Below are 22,233 nucleotides of genomic sequence, written 5' to 3'. Positions count from 1 at the left end.
GGGCTTACGGGTACCGCGACGACGAATACTTCTTCCTCAAGATCCGCGCCGCGTTCCCCGGTAATCCTCGATGAACCAAAAAAAAGCCCGACACGAGGTCGGGCTTCCAAATCGGCCGCAACCGCCGCGAGGCGGTTGCGGCACCTGCAAAAGCCGCGCGCTTACGCTGCGAGCAGCGAGCGCAGCACGAACGGCAGGATACCGCCGTGCTTGTAGTAATCGACTTCGATCGGCGTATCGATGCGCAGCAGCACCGGCACGCGGGTCGTTTCGCCGTTCTTGCGGTGAATCACGAGCGTGACGTCCTGCTGCGGCTTGAAGTCGTCGCCGAGGCCTTCGATGTCGTAGGTCTCTTCGCCGGTGATGCCGAGCGACTGGATGCTGTCCGCGCCCTTGAACTGCAGCGGCAGCACGCCCATGCCGACCAGGTTCGAGCGGTGGATTCGCTCGAAGCTGCGTGCGATCACGGCCTTCACGCCGAGCAGCTGCGTGCCCTTCGCGGCCCAGTCGCGCGACGAGCCCGTGCCGTACTCTTCGCCCGCGAACACGACGGTCGGCGTGTCGGCGTCGACGTACTTCATCGCCGCATCGTAGATCGACAGCTGTTCGCCGCTCGGCTGGTGAATCGTCAGGCCGCCTTCGACGCGCGTGCCGTCTGCCTTCGCCGGGATCATCAGGTTCTTGATCCGGACGTTCGCGAACGTGCCGCGCATCATCACGTCGTGGTTGCCGCGGCGCGAACCGTAGCTGTTGAAGTCGGCCTTCTGCACGCCGTTCTCCTTCAGCCACTTGCCTGCCGGCGAGTCTTCCTTGATCGAGCCTGCCGGGCTGATGTGGTCGGTCGTGACCGAGTCACCGAAGATGCCCAGCGCGCGCGCGCCCTTGACCGTCGGGATCGAATCGGCCGGCTCCATCGAGAAGTCGTTGCCGAAGAACGGCGGCTCCGCGATGTAGGTCGACTTCGGCCAGTCGTAGACCTGGCCCGTCTCGCCCTCGATCTTGCTCCAGAGGTCGCCCTTCTTGGTCAGCTTCGAGTAGTTGTCCTCGAACTTCTTCGGGTCGAGCGCGAACTTGAGCAGCGCGTGGATTTCCTCGCTCGTCGGCCAGATGTCGCCGAGGTAGATGTCGTAGCCGTCCTTGCCCTTGCCGACCGGCTCGGTCATCAGGTCGCGCGTGATGTTGCCGGCGATCGCGTAGGCGACGACCAGCGGCGGCGACGCGAGGAAGTTCGCGCGGATGTTCGGGTGGATGCGCGCCTCGAAGTTACGGTTGCCCGACAGCACGGCTGCCGCGACGATGTCGTTCTTCGTGATCGCTTCGTTCAGTTCCGGCGTCAGGTCGCCCGCGTTGCCGATACAGGTCGTGCAGCCGTAGGCGGCGACTTCGAAGCCGAGCTTCGCGAGGTAGGGCAGCAGGCCCGTCTTCGTCAGGTATTCGGTGACGATGCGCGATCCCGGCGCGAGCGACGTCTTGATGTGCGGGGCGACGGTCAGGCCGGCTTCGACGGCCTTCTTCGCCAGCAGGCCGGCAGCCAGCAGCACGCTCGGGTTCGACGTGTTCGTGCACGACGTGATCGCGGCGATCAGCACGTCGCCGTTCTTCACGTCGACGCCGTTGCTCGTCGTGTACTGCGCGTTCAGGTCGTCCGCCTTCTTCGCGAAGCCGTTTTCCGCGACCGGCTTCGAGAACAGCTCGGTGAACGTCGACTTGACGTTGCCGATCTCGATGCGGTCCTGCGGGCGCTTCGGGCCGGCCAGCGACGGGGCGACCGTGGCGAGATCCAGCGTGACCGTCTTCGTGTAGTCGATGTCGCCGGCCTTCGGGATGCCGAACAGCTTCTGCGCCTTGAAGTAGTTTTCGAACGCGGCGATTTCCGCCTTCGTGCGGCCCGTGCCTTCGAAGTATTCGATGGTCTTTTCGTCGACCGGGAAGAAGCCCATCGTCGCGCCGTATTCCGGCGCCATGTTGCCGATCGTTGCGCGGTCCGGCAGCGACAGCGACTTCGTGCCTTCGCCGAAGAATTCGACGAACTTGCCGACGACCTTTTCCTTGCGCAGCATTTCGGTGATCGTCAGCACCAGGTCGGTGGCCGTCACGCCTTCGCGCAGCTTGCCCTTCAGCTCGACGCCGACGACGTCCGGCGTCAGGAAGTACACCGGCTGGCCGAGCATGCCGGCTTCGGCCTCGATGCCGCCCACGCCCCAGCCGACCACGCCGATGCCGTTGATCATCGTCGTGTGGCTGTCCGTGCCGACGAGGGTATCCGGGTAGTACACGGTGTCGTCGCCGTCCGTCTTCTTGTGGACGCCGCGCGCGAGATATTCGAGGTTCACCTGGTGGACGATGCCGACGCCCGGCGGCACGACCTTGAACGTGTCGAACGCCTGCATGCCCCACTTCATGAACTGGTAGCGCTCGTTGTTGCGCTGGAATTCCAGCTTCATGTTCAGGTCGAGCGCGTCCTTCTGGCGGAAGTAGTCGATCTGCACCGAGTGGTCGACGACGAGATCGACCGGGACCAGCGGCTCGATCTTCTTCGGATTCTTGCCCGAACGCTCCGCGACGCCGCGCATGGCCGCGATGTCGGCGAGCAGCGGCACGCCCGTGAAGTCCTGCAGCACGACGCGCGACACCACGAACGGAATCTCGTCGACGCGCTTCGCGGTCGGCTGCCAGTTCGCGAGCTGCTCGATGTGTTCTTCGGTGATCTTCTTGCCGTCGTAGTTGCGCAGCACGGACTCGAGCACGATACGGATCGACACCGGGAGGCGCTCGATCTTCGTCTTCAGTTCCTTGCCGAGCTGCGGCAGCGAGTAGAACTTGCCTTTGCCGGAACCGCTGTCGAATTCCTTGAGGGTCTTGTGGAGATTGTGGGCCATGGTGATTTTCCTGGGTTTAAGGCTAGGAAACAAAGAGTCCTGTAGATGACGGCTATATCACATACAAGTCGACGTACTCATCGACCGGCATCGCTTCGAGCTTTGCCTGGTCCAGCGACACGTCGAGAATCGCTTGTTGCTGCTTTGCCGGGAAACGGCGGGCGAGGTTGGTCCGGAACTTCTCGACCAGGAGCGGGATGCCGTCCGCACGGCGTCGCTGATGGCCGATCGGGTATTCGACCGCTACTTCGGCAAGCGTCGACCCGTCCGCGAATTCGATCGTCAGCGCATTCGCGATCGACCGCTTGGCCGGGTCATGGTAATCCTTCGTGAACTGCGGATCCTCGACGCACACGGTTTTCGCGCGCAGCGCGTCGATGCGCGGATCGGCGGCGACCGCGTCTTCGTAATCGGCCGCGGTCAGCCGGCCGAACAGCAGCGGCACGGCGACCATGTACTGGATGCAGTGGTCGCGATCGGCCGGATTGGCGAGCGGGCCCTGCTTGTCGATGATGCGGATCGCGGCCGCGTGCGTGCGGATCGTGATCCGGCTGATTTCGTCGGTCGTGCGGCCCGCCGCGGCGAGCTGCGCGTGCAGCTGCAGCGCGGCCTCGGCGGCCGTCTGCGCATGGAATTCGGCGGGGAACGCGATCTTGAACAGCACGTTTTCCATCACGTACGTGCCGTACGGGCGCTGGAAGCGGAACGGCTTGCCGTCGAACAGCACGTCGTAGAAGCCCCAGGTTTTCGCGGTGAGCGCCGACGGGTAGCCCATTTCACCCGTTTTCGCGATCAGCGCGAGGCGCACCGCGCGGGACGTCGCGTCGCCGGCCGCCCACGACTTGCGCGAACCGGTGTTCGGCGCGTGGCGGTAGGTGCGCAGCGCGTGGCCGTCGACGAATGCGTTGGACACGGCGTTGATCAGCTCGTCGCGCGTGAGCCCGAGCAGGCGGCCGACGACGGCCGTCGACGCCACTTTCACGAGCAGCACGTGGTCGAGCCCGACTGCGTTGAATGAATTCTCGAGTGCGAGGCAGCCCTGGATCTCGTGGGCCTGGATCATCGCGACGAGCACGTCGCGCATGGCGAGCGGCTTCCTGCCGGCCGCGACGGCCGTGCGGGACAGCCAGTCGGCCGTCGCCAGGATCCCGCCGAGGTTGTCGGACGGATGACCCCATTCGGCGGCGAGCCAGGTGTCGTTGAAGTCCAGCCAGCGGATCATCGCGCCGAGGTCGAAAGCGGCCTGGACGGGATCGAGCTGGAAGGACGTGCCGGGCACCTTCGCGCCGTTCGGCACGATCGTGCCCGGCACGACGGGGCCGAGCAGCTTGGTGCAGGCCGGGTAGGACAGCGCCTCGAGTCCGCATCCGAGCGTGTCGATCAGGCAATGACGCGCCGTCTCCAGCGCGAGCGCGCTGTCGATGCCGGTGTTCAGCACGTAGTCGACGATATCGACGAGTACCGTATCCGGAGCGGGGCGGACGTTGGAGACCGAGGCGGACATCGAGGAGCTCGGGAGAGCGCGCTTAGTTCGTTGCCGGCTTCAGCTCGTTCGATTGCGTCGGCGCCGGCGTGCCTTGCGCCATTTCCGGCGTCACGCATTCGTCGGCGAGACGCTCGCCGCCGTTCGCGTCGCTGAACAGCATCGCCTTGCTCGGGATCACGACCAGCTTGAAGCCCGCGGCCGGATCATAGAACGTGTCGGCGCCCGTCGTCGTGGCCTGACGCGGCAGCTTGTAGTTCTTCTTCGCCCAGTGAACCGTGACGACCTGGTCACGCTTCATGTCGCCGGCGAGGTCGAACGACAGGCCGTCCTTGCACGACCACTTGGCCGCGCCGTCCGGTACCGGATCGACCTTGGCCGCGGCACGCGCCTGTGCCTTCTTGCTGCGCGGAACGATGCGCTTGGCCGGCGCCGGGCGCTTGGCCGTCTTCTTCGCAGTCGTCGCCGTATCCTGGGCGAACGCGCTCGGAGCCGACACCAGCATCGTGGCGGACAAGGCGCCGATGGCGGTAGCGATCAGGAGTTTCTTCATGGAGTCAGAACCTTTCGATAATCAGTTGACAAGGGCCGGCAGCTGACACCGCCGGCCGGTTTGAAACTGCACGCGCCCCGGAAGCGCGCAGCGGCCGCTATTTTCACCTATTTGGCCGCGCTCATATCAGGTTTTCGGGCTCCGTTACGTTTTTTGTCGTTTCGCCAACCCGTCTCGGGTTCGCGCCCCGGTGATTCGATGAAATTCGTGTGTCGGCGCGCGCTCACCGCGCGTCTCCGGCGGCCGGGCCGAACAGCGGCGCGGCCTCGGCCGGCACCGGCTGGCCGGTCGCCCGTGCGCGGCGCAGCACCGACCAGTAATAGCGGTAGCTCGCGCGATCGTGCAGTGTATCGCCGTGGCGCGTCGGGCCCCAGTCGGCGGCCTGCGCTGCCAGCAGGATGTCGGCGGCCAGCGCGACTTCATCGGTGCGCGGCGCGAACGCGTCGACGATCGGGCGGATCTGCGCGGGATGGATGCTCCACATCCGCGTGAACGCGAACTCGTCGCGCGCGCGGCGTGCGTCGCCGGCGACGACGGCCATGTCGCGCACTTCCGTCGTCACGTTGTGCGACGGCGTCTTGCCGTGCGCATGGCAGGCGGCGGCGATTTCCAGCTTCGCGCGGCGCACGAGCGGGTGGTCGAACTGGCCGGGCGAGCGCATCGCCGCATCGGGAATCGCGCCGTGATGCGCGGACACGAAGTCCATCAGCCCGAAGCTCAGCGTGCCGACCAGCGGCAGCGCGGCGAGGGCGGCCGCCTGGGCGAGCGCGCCGTGCGTCTCGACCAGCACATCCACCGGAATCGGCTGCGCGAGGCCGAGCTCGCGGCGCGTGCCTTCGATGAACGCGACCATCTCGGCCGCGTCGGCGGCGCTCGCGATCTTCGGCAGCGTGACGTAGGCCGGCGCGCGCGCGGCGCGCAGCACGATGCGCACGTCGTCGCGCCAGTGGGGATGGGAAAAGTCGTGGATGCGGACGCCGACCCGCCCGAAGCGGTTCTCGGCGCCGCCGAGGAGTTCGGCGACGAGCTGCGCGTGCGCGGCTTCCTGGCCGACGGCCGCGCCGTCCTCGCAGTCGAGCGTGATGTCGAACACGGGGCCGAGTTCGGCCTGGAGCGCGAGCGACTTGCGCATCAGCTTCTCGCTGCCCGCGTAGTGATCGCAGCAGGGCAGGATCGCGGGCGGGGACGCCCCGTCGTACAGCACTTGTGCAGGAGTGAGCGCGGACATCTCTTCTACGTCAAGGAAGCGGGCAACGTGGAGAAAATCGGATTCGGGCACGTTCTGGGCCGGCGCGCGGGGCGCCTGGAGCGGCAAAACGTGCCCGGATCGGATCGGGCGGCGGGGCCGGTTGCAGCCCCGCCGCCCGTGCCGTGGCCGGGCCGCCCGCAGGCGGCCCGGCCATGCAGCCTGCTTAGTTCTTCAGCAGGTGGGCGACGCCGTCGCGCTCTTCGAGCAGCTCGGCCAGCGTGCCGTCCATCTTCTCGCGCGAGAACGCGTCGATTTCGAGGCCTTCGACACGCTTGTACTCACCGTTTTCGCACGTGACCGGCACACCGTAGATGATGTCTTCGGGGATGCCGTACGAGCCGTCCGACGGGATGCCCATCGTGACCCACTTGCCGTTCGTGCCGAGGACCCAGTCACGCACGTGGTCGATCGCCGCGTTGGCTGCCGACGCCGCCGACGACAGGCCGCGCGCTTCGATGATCGCCGCGCCGCGCTTGCCGACGGTCGGGATGAACGTGTCGCGGTTCCACACGTCGTCGTTGATCAGCTTCAGCAGCGACTCGCCTTCGACGGTCGCGAAGCGGAAGTCGGGGTACATCGTCGGCGAGTGGTTGCCCCACACGGCGAGCTTCTCGATCGACGCGACCGGCTTGCCCGACTTGGCGGCGAGCTGCGACAGCGCGCGGTTGTGGTCGAGGCGCAGCATCGCCGTGAAGTTCTTCTTCGGCAGATCCGGTGCCGACTTCATCGCGATGTACGCGTTGGTGTTCGCCGGGTTGCCGACGACCAGCACCTTCACGTCGCGGCTCGCGACTTCGTTCAGCGCAGCGCCCTGGACCGTGAAGATCTCGGCGTTCGCCGACAGCAGGTCCTTGCGCTCCATGCCCTTCGAGCGCGGACGTGCACCGACCAGCAGCGCGACGTCTGCATCCTTGAATGCAACCTTCGGATCGTCGGTGATCACGACGCCCGCGAGCAGCGGGAACGCGCAATCGTCGAGTTCCATCACGACGCCTTTGACGGCGGCTTGGGCTTGCGGGAGGTCGAGCAGTTGCAGGATGACCGGCTGGTCCTTGCCGAGCAGGTCGCCGTTCGCGATGCGGAACAGCAGGGAGTAAGCGATTTGACCTGCGGCGCCGGTGACGGCAACGCGCTTTGCGGGCTTAGCCATTGAAAATCTCCAGGACGGGTGAAGCGGTGGACGCTAGGCAAAACGCCATTCTATGCGCGTTACGCGTAGCGTTGCATTGAAGCAGGGCGGAGGATTCGCGAAAGGCAGACGCGGTGAACCTGGAGACGGCCGTGGCACGTAGCCGGGGGACGCATTTTGCACCCGCGAACCCTTGCTCGCCCCGGAGTGTAGGAGCCGATGGACCCAAAGTCAAACGGTATCATATGTCTTATATAAGACAGATGTTTTGCGGAATTTGAGTGGACGGAAAAGCGCGGTTTGTGATGAAATGCGCGCCATGACATCGAACCAGGCGAACAACGCGAATCCGACCGGCGCAGGCGGCCCAGGGCAGCCGGGCGCGGGCGATTCCGTGCCGGCGCCTGCGCCGGCCGCTTCGCCGTCGCCGACCTTCAGTCCGTTATACCAGCAGATCAAGTCATTGATCACGCAAAGTCTCGAATCCGGTGAATGGAAGCCGGGCGAGATCATCCCGAGCGAAGTGGAGCTGGCTGCCCGTTACAAGGTCAGCCAGGGCACCGTTCGCAAGGCGATCGACGAGCTGGCCGCGGAAAACCTCGTGGTCCGGCGGCAAGGCAAGGGTACTTTTGTTGCGACGCACAATGAGGATCGCGCGCAGTTCCGCTTCCTGCGGCTGCTGGCCGACGACGGCGCCGAGCATCCGCACGTGAGCCGCCTGCTCGAATGCCGGCGCCTGCGCGCGCCGGCCGAGATCGCGCGGCAGCTCGACCTGAAGCCGGCCGATCCGGTCGTGCAGGTGCGTCGCCTGCTGGAATTCGAGAACGAAGTGACGGTGCTCGACGAGATCTGGCTGCCGGGCGCGATGTTCCGCGGGCTGACGTTCGAGCGGCTGAGCGAGTACAAGGGCCCGCTCTACGCGATGTTCGAGACGGAATTCGGCACGCGGATGATCCGCGCGACGGAGAAGATCCGCGCGGTGGCGGCGGAGCCGGCGGTGGCCGACCTGCTGCACGTGCCGGCGGGTTTTCCGTTGCTGTCGGTCGAGCGCGTTTCCTATACATACGGAGACCGGCCGGTGGAAGTGCGGCGCGGCTGGTATGTCACAACCGGGTATTACTATCAGAATGACTTGAGCTGACGACGGATCGGCACAAGCAGCGTGCACGCGGGTTTCCCGTTTTCGCGTAGCACGTTTCGGGCCGCCTTTATTCCCGTTCGCGTAATGATCCAGAGCAGACTTTCGCTGCAGCGCGATATAAAAAGGCGCTAAAATCGCGGATTAGTGTGACAACATAGTAGGGGTCTAGCATGACTGACGCAGTAAGAAAGCCGAGGCCGGAATACCGGAACATCGGAATCGGCGACATCACCTTGAAATATCGCATGCCGCTGGCGGCGATATTGTCGATTCTCCACCGAGTCAGCGGCGCGCTGCTGTTCCTGTTCCTGCCGTTCCTGCTGTTCCTCTTCGACCAGAGCCTCACCTCCGAGCTCAGCTTCGAAGTCTTCAAGGCTTTCCTCTCCAACATCGTCGTCAAGCTGATCGTCCTCGCGCTGTCCTGGGCGTTCCTCCACCATTTCTGCGCCGGCATTCGCCACCTGCTGATGGACGTCAACCACGACGCCGTCTCGAAGGAAGGCGGCAAGCGGACGGCCGTCGTCGTCTTTGTCGTCTCGATCGCGCTGACGATCGCCATGGCACTCAAACTGTTCGGAGCATTCTAAGAAAATGGCAGCCAATAACCGAATCGGCTCGAAGCGCCTCGTCGTCGGCGCTCACTACGGCCTGCGCGACTGGCTCGCGCAGCGCGTCACCGCCACGATCATGGCGGTCTACACGGTCATTCTGCTCGTCCTGTTCTTCGGCGCGCATGACTTCTCGTACGAAGGCTGGGCATCGATCTTCTCCGCGCAATGGATGAAGCTCGCGACCTTCGTGACGCTGCTTTCCCTCTTCTACCACGCATGGGTCGGCGTGCGCGACATCTGGATGGACTACGTGAAGCCCGTCGGTGTGCGCCTGCTGCTGCAATCGCTGACCATCGTCTGGCTGCTCGCATGTGCGGGCTACGCCGCGCAGATTCTCTGGAGAGTGTAAAGAATGGCTGCAATCAAAACTTCCCTGCCGCGCCGCAAGTTCGACGTGGTGATCGTCGGCGCGGGCGGCTCGGGCTTGCGCGCAGCGCTGCAACTGTCGCGCGCGGGCCTGTCGGTCGGCGTGCTGTCGAAGGTGTTCCCGACCCGTTCGCACACGGTGGCCGCACAGGGCGGCATCGGCGCGTCGCTCGGCAACATGAGCGAAGACAACTGGCACTTCCACTTCTACGACACGATCAAGGGTTCCGACTGGCTCGGCGACCAGGACGCGATCGAGTTCATGTGCCGCGAAGCACCGAACGTCGTGTACGAACTGGAACACTTCGGCATGCCGTTCGACCGTAACGCGGACGGCACGATCTACCAGCGTCCGTTCGGCGGCCACACCGCGAACTACGGCGAGAAGCCGGTCCAGCGCGCATGCGCGGCCGCCGACCGTACCGGTCACGCGCTGCTGCACACGCTGTACCAGCAGAACGTCGAGGCGAAGACGCAGTTCTTCGTCGAATGGATGGCGCTCGACCTGATCCGCGACGCGGACGGCGACGTGCTCGGCGTGACGGCCCTCGAGATGGAGACGGGCGACGTCTACATCATGGAAGGCAAGACGACGCTGTTCGCGACGGGCGGCGCAGGCCGGATCTTCGCGGCATCGACCAACGCGTTCATCAACACCGGCGACGGCCTCGGCATGGCTGCCCGCTCGGGCATCGCGCTGCAGGACATGGAGTTCTGGCAGTTCCACCCGACCGGCGTGGCCGGCGCGGGCGTGCTGATCACCGAAGGCGTGCGCGGCGAAGGCGGTATCCTGCGCAACGCGAACGGCGAGCGCTTCATGGAGCGCTACGCACCGACGCTGAAGGACCTGGCGCCGCGTGACTTCGTGTCGCGTTCGATGGACCAGGAAATCAAGGAAGGCCGCGGCGTGGGTCCGAACAAGGATCACGTGCTGCTCGACCTGTCGCACATCGGCGCCGAGACGATCATGAAGCGTCTGCCGTCGATCCGCGAAATCGCGCTGAAGTTCGCGAACGTCGACGCGATCAAGGAACCGATCCCGGTCGTCCCGACGATCCACTACCAGATGGGCGGCATCCCGACCAACATCCACGGTCAGGTCGTCGGCACGTCGCGCGGCCACAAGGATCCGGTCAACGGCTTCTACGCAGTGGGCGAGTGCTCGTGCGTGTCTGTGCACGGCGCGAACCGCCTCGGCACGAACTCGCTGCTGGACCTCGTGGTGTTCGGCCGTGCGGCCGGCAACCACATCGTCGAGCACGTGAAGAACCAGAAGGAACACAAGCCGCTGCCGGCCGATGCAGGCGAGTTCTCGCTGGCGCGTCTGAACAAGCTCGACAAGTCGAGCTCGGGCGAGTACACGCAGGACGTCGCGAACGACATCCGTGCGACGATGCAGAAGCACGCAGGCGTGTTCCGCACGTCGGCGCTGCTGAAGGAAGGCGTCGACCAGATGGCCGGCCTGAAGGCCCGCGTGGAAAACATCCACCTGAAGGACAAGTCGAAGGTGTTCAACACCGCGCGCGTCGAAGCGCTCGAGCTGGAGAACCTGATCGAAGTCGCCCGCGCGACGATGGTGTCGGCGGAAGCGCGCAAGGAAAGCCGCGGCGCGCACGCGCACAGCGATTACGAACACCGCGACGACGACAACTGGCTGCGCCACACGCTGTGGTACAGCGAAGGCGATCGCCTCGACTACAAGCCGGTTCAAATGAAGCCGCTGACGGTCGACTCCGTGCCGCCGAAGCCGCGCACGTTCTAAGCCGAGTCAAAGGAATCCGAAATGGCAAAACGCATTTTTGAAGTCTACCGCTACGATCCGGACAAGGACGCGGCACCGCGCATGCAGACGTACGAGCTCGAGATCCAGCATGAGCGCATGCTGCTCGACGCACTGGTCAAGCTGAAGGCCGTCGACGAGACGCTGTCGTTCCGCCGTTCGTGCCGCGAAGGCGTGTGCGGTTCGGACGCGATGAACATCAACGGCAAGAACGGTCTCGCGTGCCTGACGAACCTGAACGACCTGCCGCAGAAGATCGTGCTGCGCCCGCTGCCGGGCCTGCCCGTCGTGCGCGACCTGATCGTCGACATGACGCACTTCTTCAACCAGTATCACTCGATCAAGCCGTACCTGATCAACGACGCGCCGCCGCCGGAGAAGGAACGCCTCCAGTCGCCGGAAGAACGCGACGAGCTCGACGGCGTGTACGAGTGCATTCTGTGCGCGAGCTGCTCGACGTCGTGCCCGAGCTTCTGGTGGAACCCGGACAAGTTCGTCGGCCCGGCCGGCCTGCTGCAGGCTTACCGCTTCATCGCGGATAGCCGCGACACCGCCACCGGCGAGCGTCTCGACAACCTGGAAGACCCGTACCGTCTGTTCCGTTGCCACACGATCATGAACTGCGTCGACGTTTGCCCGAAGGGCCTGAACCCGACGAAGGCGATCGGCAAGATCAAGGAACTGATGGTTCGCCGCGCGGTTTAAAGTTTGTGATGAGCGACGATTCGCATCAATCCGACCCGCACCGTCGCGCGCGCCTCCGCTGGCGCGCGCGGCGGGGTCTGCTGGAAAACGACATCGTATTCGAGCGTTTCTTCAGCAGATACGAGCATGACCTCACCGATGCAGACGTAGGCGCGTTGTCGCGCCTGCTCGATCTGAGCGACAACGACCTGATGGACTTGCTCCTCGCGCGCAAGGAACCAGAGGGCGACCTAGACAGCCAGGATATTCACCGGCTGTTGGAGATGCTGCGCAACGTGTAACGCCAAGGTGTAACGCGCTGTGCCCGTTATCGAATCCCGTTTCTATTTTCGATTGAGGATGTGCCATGACTCCGTCTGATGTTAAAGCCACGCTATCGTTCAGCGACAACTCGCCGAGCGTCGAACTGCCGATCTACAAGGGCACGATGGGCCCGGACGTGATCGACATCCGCAAGCTGTACGGCCAGACCGGCAAGTTCACGTACGACCCGGGCTTCATGTCGACGGCAGCTTGTAATTCGGCGATCACGTACATCGACGGCGACAAGGGCGAACTGCTGTACCGCGGCTACCCGATCGACAACCTCGCGCAGAACGCCGACTTCCTCGAGTCCTGCTACCTGCTGCTGAAGGGCGAGCTGCCGAACGCGGCGCAAAAGAAGGAATTCGTCGACACCGTCACGAAGCACACGATGGTGCACGAGCAGATGCACTTCTTCTTCCGTGGCTTCCGCCGCGACGCGCACCCGATGGCGATCCTGGTCGCCGCGGTCGGCGCGCTGTCCGCGTTCTACCACGACTCGCTCGACATCAACGACCCGCGTCACCGCGAAGTGTCGGCGATCCGCATGATCGCGAAGCTGCCGACGCTCGTCGCGATGGCGTACAAGTACAGCATCGGCCAGCCGTTCGTGTATCCGAAGAACTCGCTGTCGTACAGCGCGAACTTCATGCACATGATGTTCTCGAACCCGTGCGAAGAGTACAAGGTCAACGACGTGCTCGTCCGCGCACTCGACCGCATCCTGATCCTGCACGCCGACCACGAGCAGAACGCATCGACGTCGACGGTCCGCCTGGCCGGCTCGTCGGGCGCGAACCCGTTCGCGTGTATCGCGGCCGGTATCGCGTGCCTGTGGGGCCCGGCGCACGGTGGTGCGAACGAAGCCGCGCTGAACATGCTCGAGCAGATCGGTTCGCCGGACAACATCCCCGAATTCATCAAGCAGGTGAAGGACAAGAATTCGGGCGTGAAGCTGATGGGCTTCGGTCACCGCGTGTACAAGAACTACGACCCGCGTGCGAAGCTGATGCGCGAAACGTGCTACGAAGTGCTGAACGAACTCGGCCTGCACGACGACCCGCTGTTCAAGCTCGCGATGCAGCTCGAGAAGATCGCGCTGGAAGACGAATACTTCGTGTCGCGCAAGCTGTACCCGAACGTCGACTTCTACTCGGGTATCGTCCAGCGCGCGCTGGGCATCCCGACGTCGATGTTCACGTGTATCTTCGCGATGGCACGTACGGTTGGCTGGATCGCACAGTGGAACGAAATGATCGCGGATCCGGAACAGAAGATCGGCCGTCCGCGTCAGCTGTTCATCGGCGACACGCCGCGCGAAGCGAAGCCGATCAACGCACGTTAAGTCGTGCGCGGCGCGAACGGCCGCAAGGCCGCTCGCGTCCGGCAACTGCAACGCCCCGACACCCCGGTGGGACATCCCGCCGGGGTGTTTTCATTTGCGCGGCCGACGCTGGCCCGAGCCGGCGCGGCGTTCCAGCGACGGCGGGCGTGTGTCGAGCGGCGGCGAGTCGGTGCCGGGGTCGCTGTCGGGCGCGTGGCCGTGTTGCGCGAAGAACTGCCGGTATGCGCCGGGCGTCATCCCGCGCGCGGCGAGGAACTGGCGGTTGAAGTTCGCGGCGTTCGGAATGCCGCAGCGCGCGGCGACCGTCGCGATCGGCCAGTCGGTGCCGACCAGATGGCGGCACGCATGCGCGAGCCGCAGCCGCTGCACGTAGCGGCCGACGCTTTCGCCGAGGTGCCGTACGAACAACCGCTGCAGCGTGCGTTCGGACATGTGCGCGACGGCCGCGAGCGCATCGACGCGCAGCGGCTCGTGGAACTGCCGGTCGATCGCGTCGAGCACGCGATCGAGCCTCTCGGCTTCGGGCGCGGCGGCGTTCGCGGACGGCGACGCTGCATCGGGTTGATCGTAGGCCTGCGCGGTGGCGAGCGGTTCGCCGCCGGCGTCCGCGAGATCGGCGAGCGTGTCGAGTGCGGCCGCGAGGCGAATGCGCGGCGAAGGGTCGAGCAACTGCGGCAGCCGCGCGCGCATCGCACGGGCCGTATCGGCGTCGAATGCAAGGCCGGGCGCCGCGCGCCGCAGCAGCGAGCGCAGCGGCGCGTACTCGGGGCAGCAGTCGGCCACGCGTCGTGCCCAGTCACCGTCGAACCAGACGACGAGCGCGACTTCCGGCGCCGCGCGATCGATGCGCGCATTCGACGACCACGTATGCGGCAGGTTGGGCGGCACGAGCACCAGATCGTCGTCCGCATAGTGCGCGACGTGATCGCCGATGAAGCGCTGGCCGCGGCTGTTCAGCGTCAGCGTCAGTTCGTACTCGGGATGACGGTGCCATTCGAACGGAATGCGCGCGAGCTGGCGGTGGTACACGCGGATCGAACAGCCGGGGGCGAACGTCACGTGCTCGTACTGCGGTTTCATCGCGGCCTCCGGGCGAGGGCGGGCAGCGCGCCGTGGCATGATCGTGATCGATCGTCACGACGGAGCGATGCCATGTTTTCACATGTTTGCGTGGGCGTCAGCGATACCGCGCGCGCGTACGACTTCTACGCGCCGCTGTTCGCGGAACTCGGGCTGCGGCTGAAGTTCAGCGAGCCGGACGGCTGGTCGGGCTGGATGCCGGCCGATACCGACCGGCCGCTGTTCTTCCTCGGCCGGCCGCTCGACGGCCGCGCGCCCGAACCCGGCAACGGCCATACGATCGCATTCGACGCGCCGACCCGCGCGCAGGTCGACCGCTGCCACGCGCTCGCGCTGCAGCAGGGCGGCACCTGCGAAGGGCCGCCGGGCCTGCGGCCGCGCTATCACCCCGACTACTACGGCGCGTATTTCCGCGACCCGGACGGCAACAAGCTGTGCGTGGTCTGCCATCGTCCGGAGTAGCAGGCGGTTGTCAGGATTGTATCGATAGTTGGCCGGATAGTGCCGATGGCGGCGATGTGTCCGCCGTACGCTGAATGCTCATCACCACACGATTCAGCGAGGAGACGACGATGCACCTGACGATTGACGATCTGCCGGTTGCGATCCGCATGGCGAAAAGGGCGCTGCGCGCCGATCTGCCCGGTTACGCGGCCACGTTCCGCGAACTGGAGGGCGATATCGCGCGGCAGGTCGACGCGATCCGTCGCGCGCACGCGCACGGCCGCGACGTGATCCCGGTATTGCGATTCGCGGATATCGCGAATGGCACCGTCGATCCGCAGGCGATCGCCGCGATCCGCACGCACGGCGCCGCGGTGATCCGCGGCGTGTTCGACGCGCAGCAGGCGCGCGACTGGAACGACGAGATCGGCGCCTATCTGGATGCGAACCGCTTCGCCGAGCGGCTGCACGCACGCGCCGAGGACCGCTACTTCGGCAATCTCGCATCGGGCAAGCCGCAGATCTACGGCGTCTACTGGTCGAAGCCGCAGGTGGCCGCGCGGCAGTCGCCGGCCCTCACGCAGGCGCGCGTGTTCCTGAACAGCCTGTGGCGTCATGCCGACGGCGCGCGCAGGCATTTCGACCCGGACCAGGTGCCGGCCTACGCCGACCGGATCCGCCGCCGGCCGCCGGGTTCGACGTCGCTCGGGCTGTCGCCGCATGTCGACGGCGGCTCTGTCGAACGCTGGCTCGGCGCGAATTTCCGGCAGGTCTATCGTCACGTGCTGGCCGGCCGCTGGCGCGATTACGATCCGTTCGACGCGGCGTTCCGCCCCGACGTCGAGGAGATTCCATCGCCGGCCGTGTGCTCGATGTTCCGCACGTTCCAGGGCTGGACCGCGCTGACGCCACAGGGGCCCGGCGACGGCACCCTGCAGCTGATTCCGGTCGCGAACGCGATGGCGTATGTCGTGCTGCGCGCGCTGCAGGACGACGTCGCCGACGACGACCTGTGCGGCGCGCGTCCGGGCCGCGCGCTGTCGATCCTGCCCGAATGGCACGCGCTGCTGCTCGACGCGCTGGTGCCGATCCCGCACATGGAGCCGGGCGACGCGGTGTTCTGGCACGGCGACGTCGTGCATGCGGTCGAGGATGCGCATCGCGGCAGCGGCGACAGCAACGTGATGTACATCGCGGCCGCGCCCGGGTGCGCGAAGAACGACGCGTACCTGCAGCGCCAGCGGCTCGCATTCCTGCGCGGCGACAGCCCGCCGGATTTCCCGGCCGATCATTTCGAGGTCGACTTCGACGGACGGGGCGGCGAGGGCGATCTCACGCCGCTGGGCCGTGCGCAAATGGGGTTCGCGCCCGTCGGCGCATGACGGACGCGCCGCATGCATCGGCCGCATCCGCACCGCGCGGAACGGCCGTTTGCGCCGCGCCCGGCGGCCGTCTGCCGAATCCGCTGCATCCCGCCTGCAATTCGACGCGATCGGCTGCGGGCGCGCCCGAATTCGACGCGAATTGCGCAATTTGGCTTCCGATAATGGTCCGGACACAACGCAGCTGCCCCGTGCGCCGCACGGGGGCAGCGTGACCATGGAGGAGTCGATGCAATTCACGCAAGCGATCGTTCGCCGTCCCGCGCCGTCCTGCGGCGCGGGTCTCACCACCGCCGCGCTCGGCGCGCCCGACTACGACAAGACGCTCACGCAGTTCCACGCGTACTGCGACGCGCTGCGCGGGCTCGGCGTCGAGCTGACCGAGCTGCCGCCGCTGGACGCGTTTCCCGATTCGCACTTCGTCGAGGACGTCGCCGTCGTCACGCCCGAATTCGCGGTGATCACGCGTCCCGGCGCACCCGCGCGGCGCGGCGAGACGGTGCACATCGAAGCGGCGCTCGCCGCGCATCGCGACCTGCTGCCGATGCAGGAAGGCCGTCTCGACGGCGGCGACGTGATGCAGGTCGGCAAGCGTTTCTACATCGGCCTGACGGGCCGCACCGATGCCGAAGGCATCGCCGCATTCGAGTCGCTGGTGGCGCGCTACGGTTATTCGGTCGTCGCGGTGCCGGTCGGCGCGGGGCTGCATCTGAAATCGGTCGTCAACGCGCTCGGGGAGGACACGCTGCTCGTGACCGAGGCGCTGGCCGCGCATCCGGCGTTCGCCGACTATCGCCGCATCGCGATCTCGGCCGCCGACGAATACGCCGGCAACACGCTGCGCGTGAACGGCACGCTGATCACGCCGGCCGGCTATCCGCGCGTGCACGACGCGATTCAGTCGCTCGGGATGCCGCTGCACGTGATCGACACGAGCGAGTTCCGCAAGATGGACGGCGGCCTGACCTGCCTGTCGCTGCGGTTCTAGCCGATTGGCGCGCGGCCGCTTCGGCCGGATAATGTGGCCCCCGCGCGGAACCGGAGGAGATGCTCCGCGCACCAGCCCACGACCCGACCGGAGCGAACGCGGATGACCGACAAGAAGATGCAGCTCGACAAGATCGATCTCCGGATCCTCGACATCCTGCGTACCGACGGGCGGATTTCCTACCGGAAGCTGTCCGAGCTCGTGAACCTCACGCCGCGTCCGTGCCAGGCACGCGTGGAGCGGCTCGAGGCGCTCGGCGTGATCGAAGGCTACCGCGCGGTGATCAACGCGCCTCGCGCGACCAAGCCGATCGTCGTGATCGCGCAGATCGTGCTGGCCGACCACGGGCGTTCGCAGGCGCCGTTCGAGGACGAGATGCGGGCCAATCCGGCCGTGCTCGATTGCTGGCTCGTCAGCGGCACGTTCGATTTTCTCGTGCGGCTCGCGTGCGAGGATCTCGACGAATACCGGCGGATCGCGAACGCGTGGCTGGAAAGCCCGCGGTTCCGGATCGAGAAGATCGTGACGACGGCCGAGCTGCAGGCGATCAAGCGCAGCGTCGTCTGACGCGGCCGTGCGCGTCCGGGCCGCCGGCATCGGACGCGCGACCCGGCGGCAGGACCATTTTTTGACGCGAATAACCGCGCCGATCGATTGGTATTCCGAATCAATTCGAGCGGCCCGAATCCAACAGGGTGAACACTATGGATGCTTTGCAAGCGGAAGCGCAGACGGCCGCGCCGTCCGGAACGGCGCTCAAGCGCCGGCTGCAGAGCCGCCACATCGCGATGATTGCGATCGGCGGCTCGATCGGCACGGGGTTGTTCGTCGCGTCGGGCGCGTCGGTCGCGCAGGCGGGGCCGGGCGGGGCGATCGCCGCGTATATCGCGATCGGGCTGATGGTCTACTTCGTCGTCACCGGGCTCGGCGAGATGGCCGCGCTGATGCCGGTGTCGGGCTCGTTCGCGATCTACGGCGAGAAGTACGTCGACGAAGGCTTCGGCGTCGCGCTCGGCTGGACCTACTGGTACAGCTGGGCCGTGACGATCGCGATCGAGCTGGTCGCCGCGCAGATCGTGATGCGCTACTGGTTTCCGGCGGTGCCGGGCGTGTGGTGGGGCGCCGGGTTCCTGGTGCTGATCTTCCTGCTGAACACGCTGTCCGTGCGCGGTTTCGGGGAATCCGAATACTGGTTCTCGCTGATCAAGGTCGTCACCGTGATCGCGTTCATCGCGGCGGGCTTGCTGATCGCGGCCGGCCTGCTCGGCAACGGGCAGCCGGTCGGCTGGCGCAACTTCAGGACCGGCGACGCGCCGTTCGTCGGCGGCGTGCACGCGATGATGAGCGTCGCGCTGATCGCGGGCTTCTCGTTCCTCGGCACCGAGCTGGTCGGGATCACGGCGGGCGAGTCGGAAAACCCGCGCAAGACGATCCCGCGCGCGGTGAAGCAGATCTTCTGGCGCATCATGCTGTTCTACGTGCTCGCGATCTTCGTGATCGGCCTGCTGGTGCCGTACACCGATCCGAACCTGCTCAAGAGCGACGTGACCGATATAGGCGTCAGCCCGTTCACGCTCGTGTTCAGCCATGCGGGCTTTCCGCTCGCCGCGGGCGCGATGAACCTCGTGATCCTGACGGCCGTGCTGTCGGCCGGCAACTCGGGCACGTATGCGGCCACGCGGATGCTGTACAACCTCGCGGCGGAAGGCCGTGCGCCCGCGATGTTCGCGACGCTGTCGCCGGGCGACGTTCCGCGCAACGCGCTGTACGCGACGATGGCGGTGGGCGGGCTGTGCTTCCTCACGTCGCTGACCAACAACCAGAGCATCTATCTGTGGCTGCTCAATACGGTCGGCATCACCGGCTTCATCGCGTGGCTCGGCATCGCCGTTTGCCACTACCGGTTCCGCAAGGGCTTTCTGAAACAAGGCTACCGGCTCGAGCAGCTGCCGTATCGCGCGAAGTGGTTCCCGTTCGGGCCGCTGTTCGCGATCGCGATCTGCATCGTGATCTCGCTCGGGCAGGATTGCCAGGCGTTCATCGCCGCCCGCGTCGACTGGATGGAAGTGCTGTCGATCTATGTGTGGATCCCGCTGTTCGTCGCGATCTGGTGGGCGTATCGCCGCGTGCGCAAGAGCCGGCTCGTGCGCTACGAGGAGATGGAGATCGGGCCGTGGCTCACGCGCTCGGTCGAGGCCGTCGATGCGGCGGTCGCGCGGCACGGTCAACCGCACTGAGCGTGACGCGGCGCATGCGCGGCGACGGGGCCGGCTCGCGCAACGCGGCCGGCTCCGGTGAAGCAGGCGTGCTGCCGCTGCGCCTTCATGAAATCCACCCGCGCGGGAGGCGTGGCGCCGCTACTTGTCCAGCTCCGGGTAGTGCCGGAAGATCCCCATGTCGTTGAACGGGATGCGGCGCTCCGACTCGAGATAGCGCGCGACGGGCGGATGCGCCGCGACGCGGTCGTGCAGCCCGACGAGCCCCGCGACCTTGCGTTCCTCGCGCTTCATCGCCTTCGGGAACGCGTAGCGCAGGCCTTCGATCAGCTGGAAGATCGACAGATCCACGTAACTGAGCGCGCTGCCGGCGATGTGCCCGCCTTTGTGCGGATTCTGCGCGAGCACGCGATCGAAGTAGCCGAGGAATTTCGGCAGCCGATGTTCGAGGAAATCGGCCGCACGCTCGGCGGCTTCGGCCTTCTGGTCCTCGTAGTAAAGGCCGCTGCCGATCGGGTGATGCGTGTCGTGGATCTCGGTGACGAAATCGGCGACGGTCAACTGAAGCTGATGCACCCACAGCCGGCCGGCTTCGTCGTCGGGCGCGAGCCCCAGCCGCGCGCCGAGAAACAGCAGGATGTTCGCGGCCTGCCCGACGACCATGTCGCCGGCCTTCAGGAACGGCGGCGCGAACGGCACGCATTCGGCCTTCGTGCTGTCCATCAGCCGCATCATCGCCGACACGCCCATGCCGCGCCCCGATTCGCGCGCGACATCGACGTAGTCGGCCTCGGCCGCTTCGAGCGCGAGCCGTACGTACTCGCCGCGGCCCTGGATTTCGGGCCAGTAATAGAGTTCGTATCGCATGCAGTGCTCCTGTCCGGTCGATGCGTCGGGCGATGCCAGCATCGTGATGGCGGGAAGGGCGGCGCGCGCCGCCCGTTGCGAATAGACAGTCTAGGAGATCGTGCGGGAAGTGCGGTGCTTGCCGCGCGTCATGCACCGCGCTCGTCGCGCTCGCCGCCTTCCGGGCCGTAAAAGAACACCCAGGTCGAGAAGTCGTCGGAGAAGCCGACGAAGCGGTGCGACGCGAATGCGGGGACGAACAGCACGTCGCCTGTCGCGACGCCGCATTCGCGTCCGTCCACGATGAACCGCGACGTGCCGGCGGCGATCACGTAGACCTCGTCGCGCGTGTGCGGCGTCTGCAGATCCTCGCCGCGCGGCCGGTACAGCTCGATGTCGAGCGTGCCGTGTCGAAACAGCGTGGTGAACAGCGTGCCTTCATCGTCGAGGCGGGCGAGCGATTCGTTGATGCCGAGCTTCATCGTCGTGGGCTCCGGGTTACGGATCGTGGGAACGAGGGCATGCGGGTTGCACCATCGTAGCGCGAAATCCGCAGCTCGGCCGGCGGTGCGCGACCCTGCCTGCGAATCGCGTCGCGCGCCATCGATGAAACGGCGGCGCCACGATCTCACCACCGATGAAACGAATCGGTCCGCCGGCGAAACGGCGCGGCGATCGTCGGCATGTGTGCGACAGCTTCACCGCAATTTAATAAACGCGCACTACGATCGCGCATCGTCAATCGACGGAGCGTCGTGCTGCGTTTCACGCTTCGATGCTGCCGCCCGTCGCGGATCTCCGCGATTCGCCAGATTGCCATTTCCCGTGACCCCGCGAATTTCACCGCCGCGCGATGCCGCCGCATGCGATTCGCATTGTTTCGTATTTCTTATGAATTCGAATGCATCGACTGCTTCACGCAGAAAATTCCTTGCCGCCGCACCCGGTATCGCAGCGGCGCCGCTGTTGAGCGCATGCGGTGGCGCCGACGTCGCATCGGCGCCGCTCACCGATGCGGCGCTGGCCGCGCAGATGTCCGCGAAGCTGGACGCCCAGCTCGGCGATGCGGCGACGGTCGACGCGATCCTGCCCGCGCTGACCGATGTCGGCTTCACCTGGGACCTGCCGATGGTGCCGGCCGCGCAGATCGGCGCGATCGTCGCGTACAGCTTCGGCAATCGCCCGAACGCCGCGAGCGGCAACACGTCGAGCACGGGCGGCAACCAGTCCGCGTTGCCCGATCCGGGGCCCGTCAATGAAGCGCTCGCGGACGCCGTGTACCGCATCCGCCAGCTGAAGCTGGTCAAGGTCTACGCGCAGTGGGAAATCGCGCGTTTTCTCGTGTCGAAATACGGGATGGGCGCCGACGTGCTGTCGTCGGTCGAGCCGGTGATCGCGAGCGACGGCACGATCGTGTACCTGAGCACGGCCGGCGTCGCGGCCGAGGCGGTTACGCGTGCGGGCGGCGCGGCTGCGATGGGCACCGTCGCGGTGGTCGGCCATCGCGACCATGCGAAGCGCTGCATCCAGACCTCGCAGCAGGCCGGCATGAAGGCGGCCGCCGTCGCCGAGGTGCCGCTCCCGACCGTGTACGACCCGCAATCGGGCCAGCCGTGGACGCGCAACCGCAGCCTCTACCTCGTGCACGACATGTATGCGCAGATGCTGACCCGCGCGATCGCCGCGACGATGCAGGCGTTTCCGAAGGGCTGACGTCTGCCGTTCTCCACTCG

At 66.1% G+C, this 22,233-nt stretch carries 21 protein-coding genes; 13 read left to right on the top strand and 8 right to left on the bottom strand.

Annotation, left to right across the window (positions count from 1 at the left end):
• Positions 1-161 precede the first annotated feature (161 nt).
• The 5 genes from acnA to DID99_RS24950 all read right to left on the bottom strand — a co-directional run bounded on the left by acnA (position 162) and on the right by DID99_RS24950 (position 7,314).
• Positions 162-2,879: an aconitate hydratase AcnA gene (acnA, locus tag DID99_RS24970; RefSeq protein ID WP_124667682.1), complete on the bottom strand. Its 2,718-nt coding sequence runs from the start codon at positions 2,877-2,879 to the stop codon at positions 162-164.
• A 52-nt stretch (positions 2,880-2,931) separates the two neighbouring features.
• Positions 2,932-4,383, bottom strand: a complete 1,452-nt coding sequence (locus tag DID99_RS24965) for a bifunctional 2-methylcitrate dehydratase/aconitate hydratase (protein WP_124521921.1) — start codon at positions 4,381-4,383, stop codon at positions 2,932-2,934.
• Between the two features lie 22 nt (positions 4,384-4,405).
• Positions 4,406-4,915 (bottom strand): hypothetical protein, encoded by a 510-nt coding sequence (locus DID99_RS24960; protein ID WP_044845313.1) that lies wholly within the window; start codon positions 4,913-4,915, stop codon positions 4,406-4,408.
• Between the two features lie 223 nt (positions 4,916-5,138).
• On the bottom strand, positions 5,139-6,143 hold the full coding sequence (locus tag DID99_RS24955) for a CoA ester lyase (RefSeq protein ID WP_124486401.1): 1,005 nt from the start codon (positions 6,141-6,143) through the stop codon (positions 5,139-5,141).
• Positions 6,144-6,327: 184 nt separating this feature from the next.
• Positions 6,328-7,314: a malate dehydrogenase gene (locus DID99_RS24950; protein WP_044843799.1), complete on the bottom strand. Its 987-nt coding sequence runs from the start codon at positions 7,312-7,314 to the stop codon at positions 6,328-6,330.
• A gap of 289 nt (positions 7,315-7,603) precedes the next feature.
• On the opposite strand from DID99_RS24950, the gene DID99_RS24945 reads away from it, so the two are divergent.
• The 7 genes from DID99_RS24945 (at position 7,604) to gltA (ending at position 13,544) form a co-directional block, all read left to right on the top strand.
• Positions 7,604-8,434, top strand: a complete 831-nt coding sequence (locus DID99_RS24945) for a GntR family transcriptional regulator (protein WP_082088449.1) — start codon at positions 7,604-7,606, stop codon at positions 8,432-8,434.
• A 170-nt stretch (positions 8,435-8,604) separates the two neighbouring features.
• Positions 8,605-9,021 carry a succinate dehydrogenase, cytochrome b556 subunit gene (gene sdhC / locus DID99_RS24940; RefSeq protein ID WP_012365678.1) on the top strand — a complete coding sequence of 139 codons (417 nt, stop codon included), beginning with the start codon at positions 8,605-8,607 and terminating at the stop codon, positions 9,019-9,021.
• A gap of 4 nt (positions 9,022-9,025) precedes the next feature.
• A complete protein-coding gene (sdhD, locus tag DID99_RS24935) occupies positions 9,026-9,394 on the top strand; it encodes a succinate dehydrogenase, hydrophobic membrane anchor protein (RefSeq protein ID WP_006399546.1) in 369 nt (122 codons plus the stop codon).
• Positions 9,395-9,397: 3 nt separating this feature from the next.
• Positions 9,398-11,173: a succinate dehydrogenase flavoprotein subunit gene (gene sdhA, locus DID99_RS24930; RefSeq protein WP_044843800.1), complete on the top strand. Its 1,776-nt coding sequence runs from the start codon at positions 9,398-9,400 to the stop codon at positions 11,171-11,173.
• A gap of 21 nt (positions 11,174-11,194) precedes the next feature.
• Complete coding sequence (locus tag DID99_RS24925) at positions 11,195-11,896, top strand: succinate dehydrogenase iron-sulfur subunit (RefSeq protein WP_011658352.1); 702 nt, start codon at positions 11,195-11,197, stop codon at positions 11,894-11,896.
• A gap of 8 nt (positions 11,897-11,904) precedes the next feature.
• The gene (locus DID99_RS24920; protein WP_044843801.1) at positions 11,905-12,177 is read left to right on the top strand and encodes a succinate dehydrogenase assembly factor 2; all 273 of its coding nucleotides are present in this window, start codon (positions 11,905-11,907) and stop codon (positions 12,175-12,177) included.
• 65 nt (positions 12,178-12,242) lie between these two features.
• Positions 12,243-13,544 (top strand): citrate synthase, encoded by a 1,302-nt coding sequence (gene gltA / locus DID99_RS24915; RefSeq protein ID WP_014899964.1) that lies wholly within the window; start codon positions 12,243-12,245, stop codon positions 13,542-13,544.
• Positions 13,545-13,634: 90 nt separating this feature from the next.
• On the opposite strand, the gene DID99_RS24910 is transcribed toward gltA, so the two are convergent.
• Positions 13,635-14,624, bottom strand: a complete 990-nt coding sequence (locus DID99_RS24910) for an AraC family transcriptional regulator (protein ID WP_124646431.1) — start codon at positions 14,622-14,624, stop codon at positions 13,635-13,637.
• Between the two features lie 72 nt (positions 14,625-14,696).
• On the opposite strand from DID99_RS24910, the gene DID99_RS24905 reads away from it, so the two are divergent.
• The 5 genes from DID99_RS24905 to DID99_RS24885 all read left to right on the top strand — a co-directional run bounded on the left by DID99_RS24905 (position 14,697) and on the right by DID99_RS24885 (position 19,675).
• Positions 14,697-15,086, top strand: a complete 390-nt coding sequence (locus tag DID99_RS24905) for a VOC family protein (protein ID WP_124667681.1) — start codon at positions 14,697-14,699, stop codon at positions 15,084-15,086.
• 110 nt (positions 15,087-15,196) lie between these two features.
• Complete coding sequence (locus DID99_RS24900) at positions 15,197-16,450, top strand: DUF1479 domain-containing protein (RefSeq protein ID WP_124667680.1); 1,254 nt, start codon at positions 15,197-15,199, stop codon at positions 16,448-16,450.
• Between the two features lie 229 nt (positions 16,451-16,679).
• A complete protein-coding gene (locus DID99_RS24895; protein WP_124646428.1) occupies positions 16,680-17,438 on the top strand; it encodes a dimethylarginine dimethylaminohydrolase family protein in 759 nt (252 codons plus the stop codon).
• Between the two features lie 102 nt (positions 17,439-17,540).
• The gene (locus DID99_RS24890) at positions 17,541-18,005 is read left to right on the top strand and encodes an Lrp/AsnC family transcriptional regulator (protein WP_124486396.1); all 465 of its coding nucleotides are present in this window, start codon (positions 17,541-17,543) and stop codon (positions 18,003-18,005) included.
• 137 nt (positions 18,006-18,142) lie between these two features.
• Positions 18,143-19,675 carry an amino acid permease gene (locus DID99_RS24885; RefSeq protein WP_124646426.1) on the top strand — a complete coding sequence of 511 codons (1,533 nt, stop codon included), beginning with the start codon at positions 18,143-18,145 and terminating at the stop codon, positions 19,673-19,675.
• Between the two features lie 120 nt (positions 19,676-19,795).
• Here DID99_RS24885 and DID99_RS24880 read toward each other — a convergent pair whose 3' ends face one another.
• Together DID99_RS24880 and DID99_RS24875 are read right to left on the bottom strand one after the other, a co-directional pair.
• Entirely contained in the window at positions 19,796-20,521 is a 726-nt protein-coding gene (locus DID99_RS24880; protein ID WP_124521907.1) for a glutathione S-transferase, read from the bottom strand.
• 128 nt (positions 20,522-20,649) lie between these two features.
• Positions 20,650-20,982, bottom strand: coding sequence for a cupin domain-containing protein (locus tag DID99_RS24875; protein ID WP_044843808.1), 333 nt, complete (start codon positions 20,980-20,982; stop codon positions 20,650-20,652).
• A gap of 409 nt (positions 20,983-21,391) precedes the next feature.
• Between DID99_RS24875 and DID99_RS24870 the strand changes: the two genes are divergently transcribed.
• Positions 21,392-22,213: a hypothetical protein gene (locus tag DID99_RS24870; RefSeq protein WP_124646425.1), complete on the top strand. Its 822-nt coding sequence runs from the start codon at positions 21,392-21,394 to the stop codon at positions 22,211-22,213.
• The last annotated feature ends 20 nt before the right edge of the window (positions 22,214-22,233 follow it).

Source organism: Burkholderia sp. Bp8986 (assembly GCF_003854225.1).
In the GTDB taxonomy this organism is placed as follows: domain Bacteria; phylum Pseudomonadota; class Gammaproteobacteria; order Burkholderiales; family Burkholderiaceae; genus Burkholderia.
Note: the sequence above shows the minus strand (reverse complement) of the source record. Positions and strands in the feature narration are given on the sequence as shown.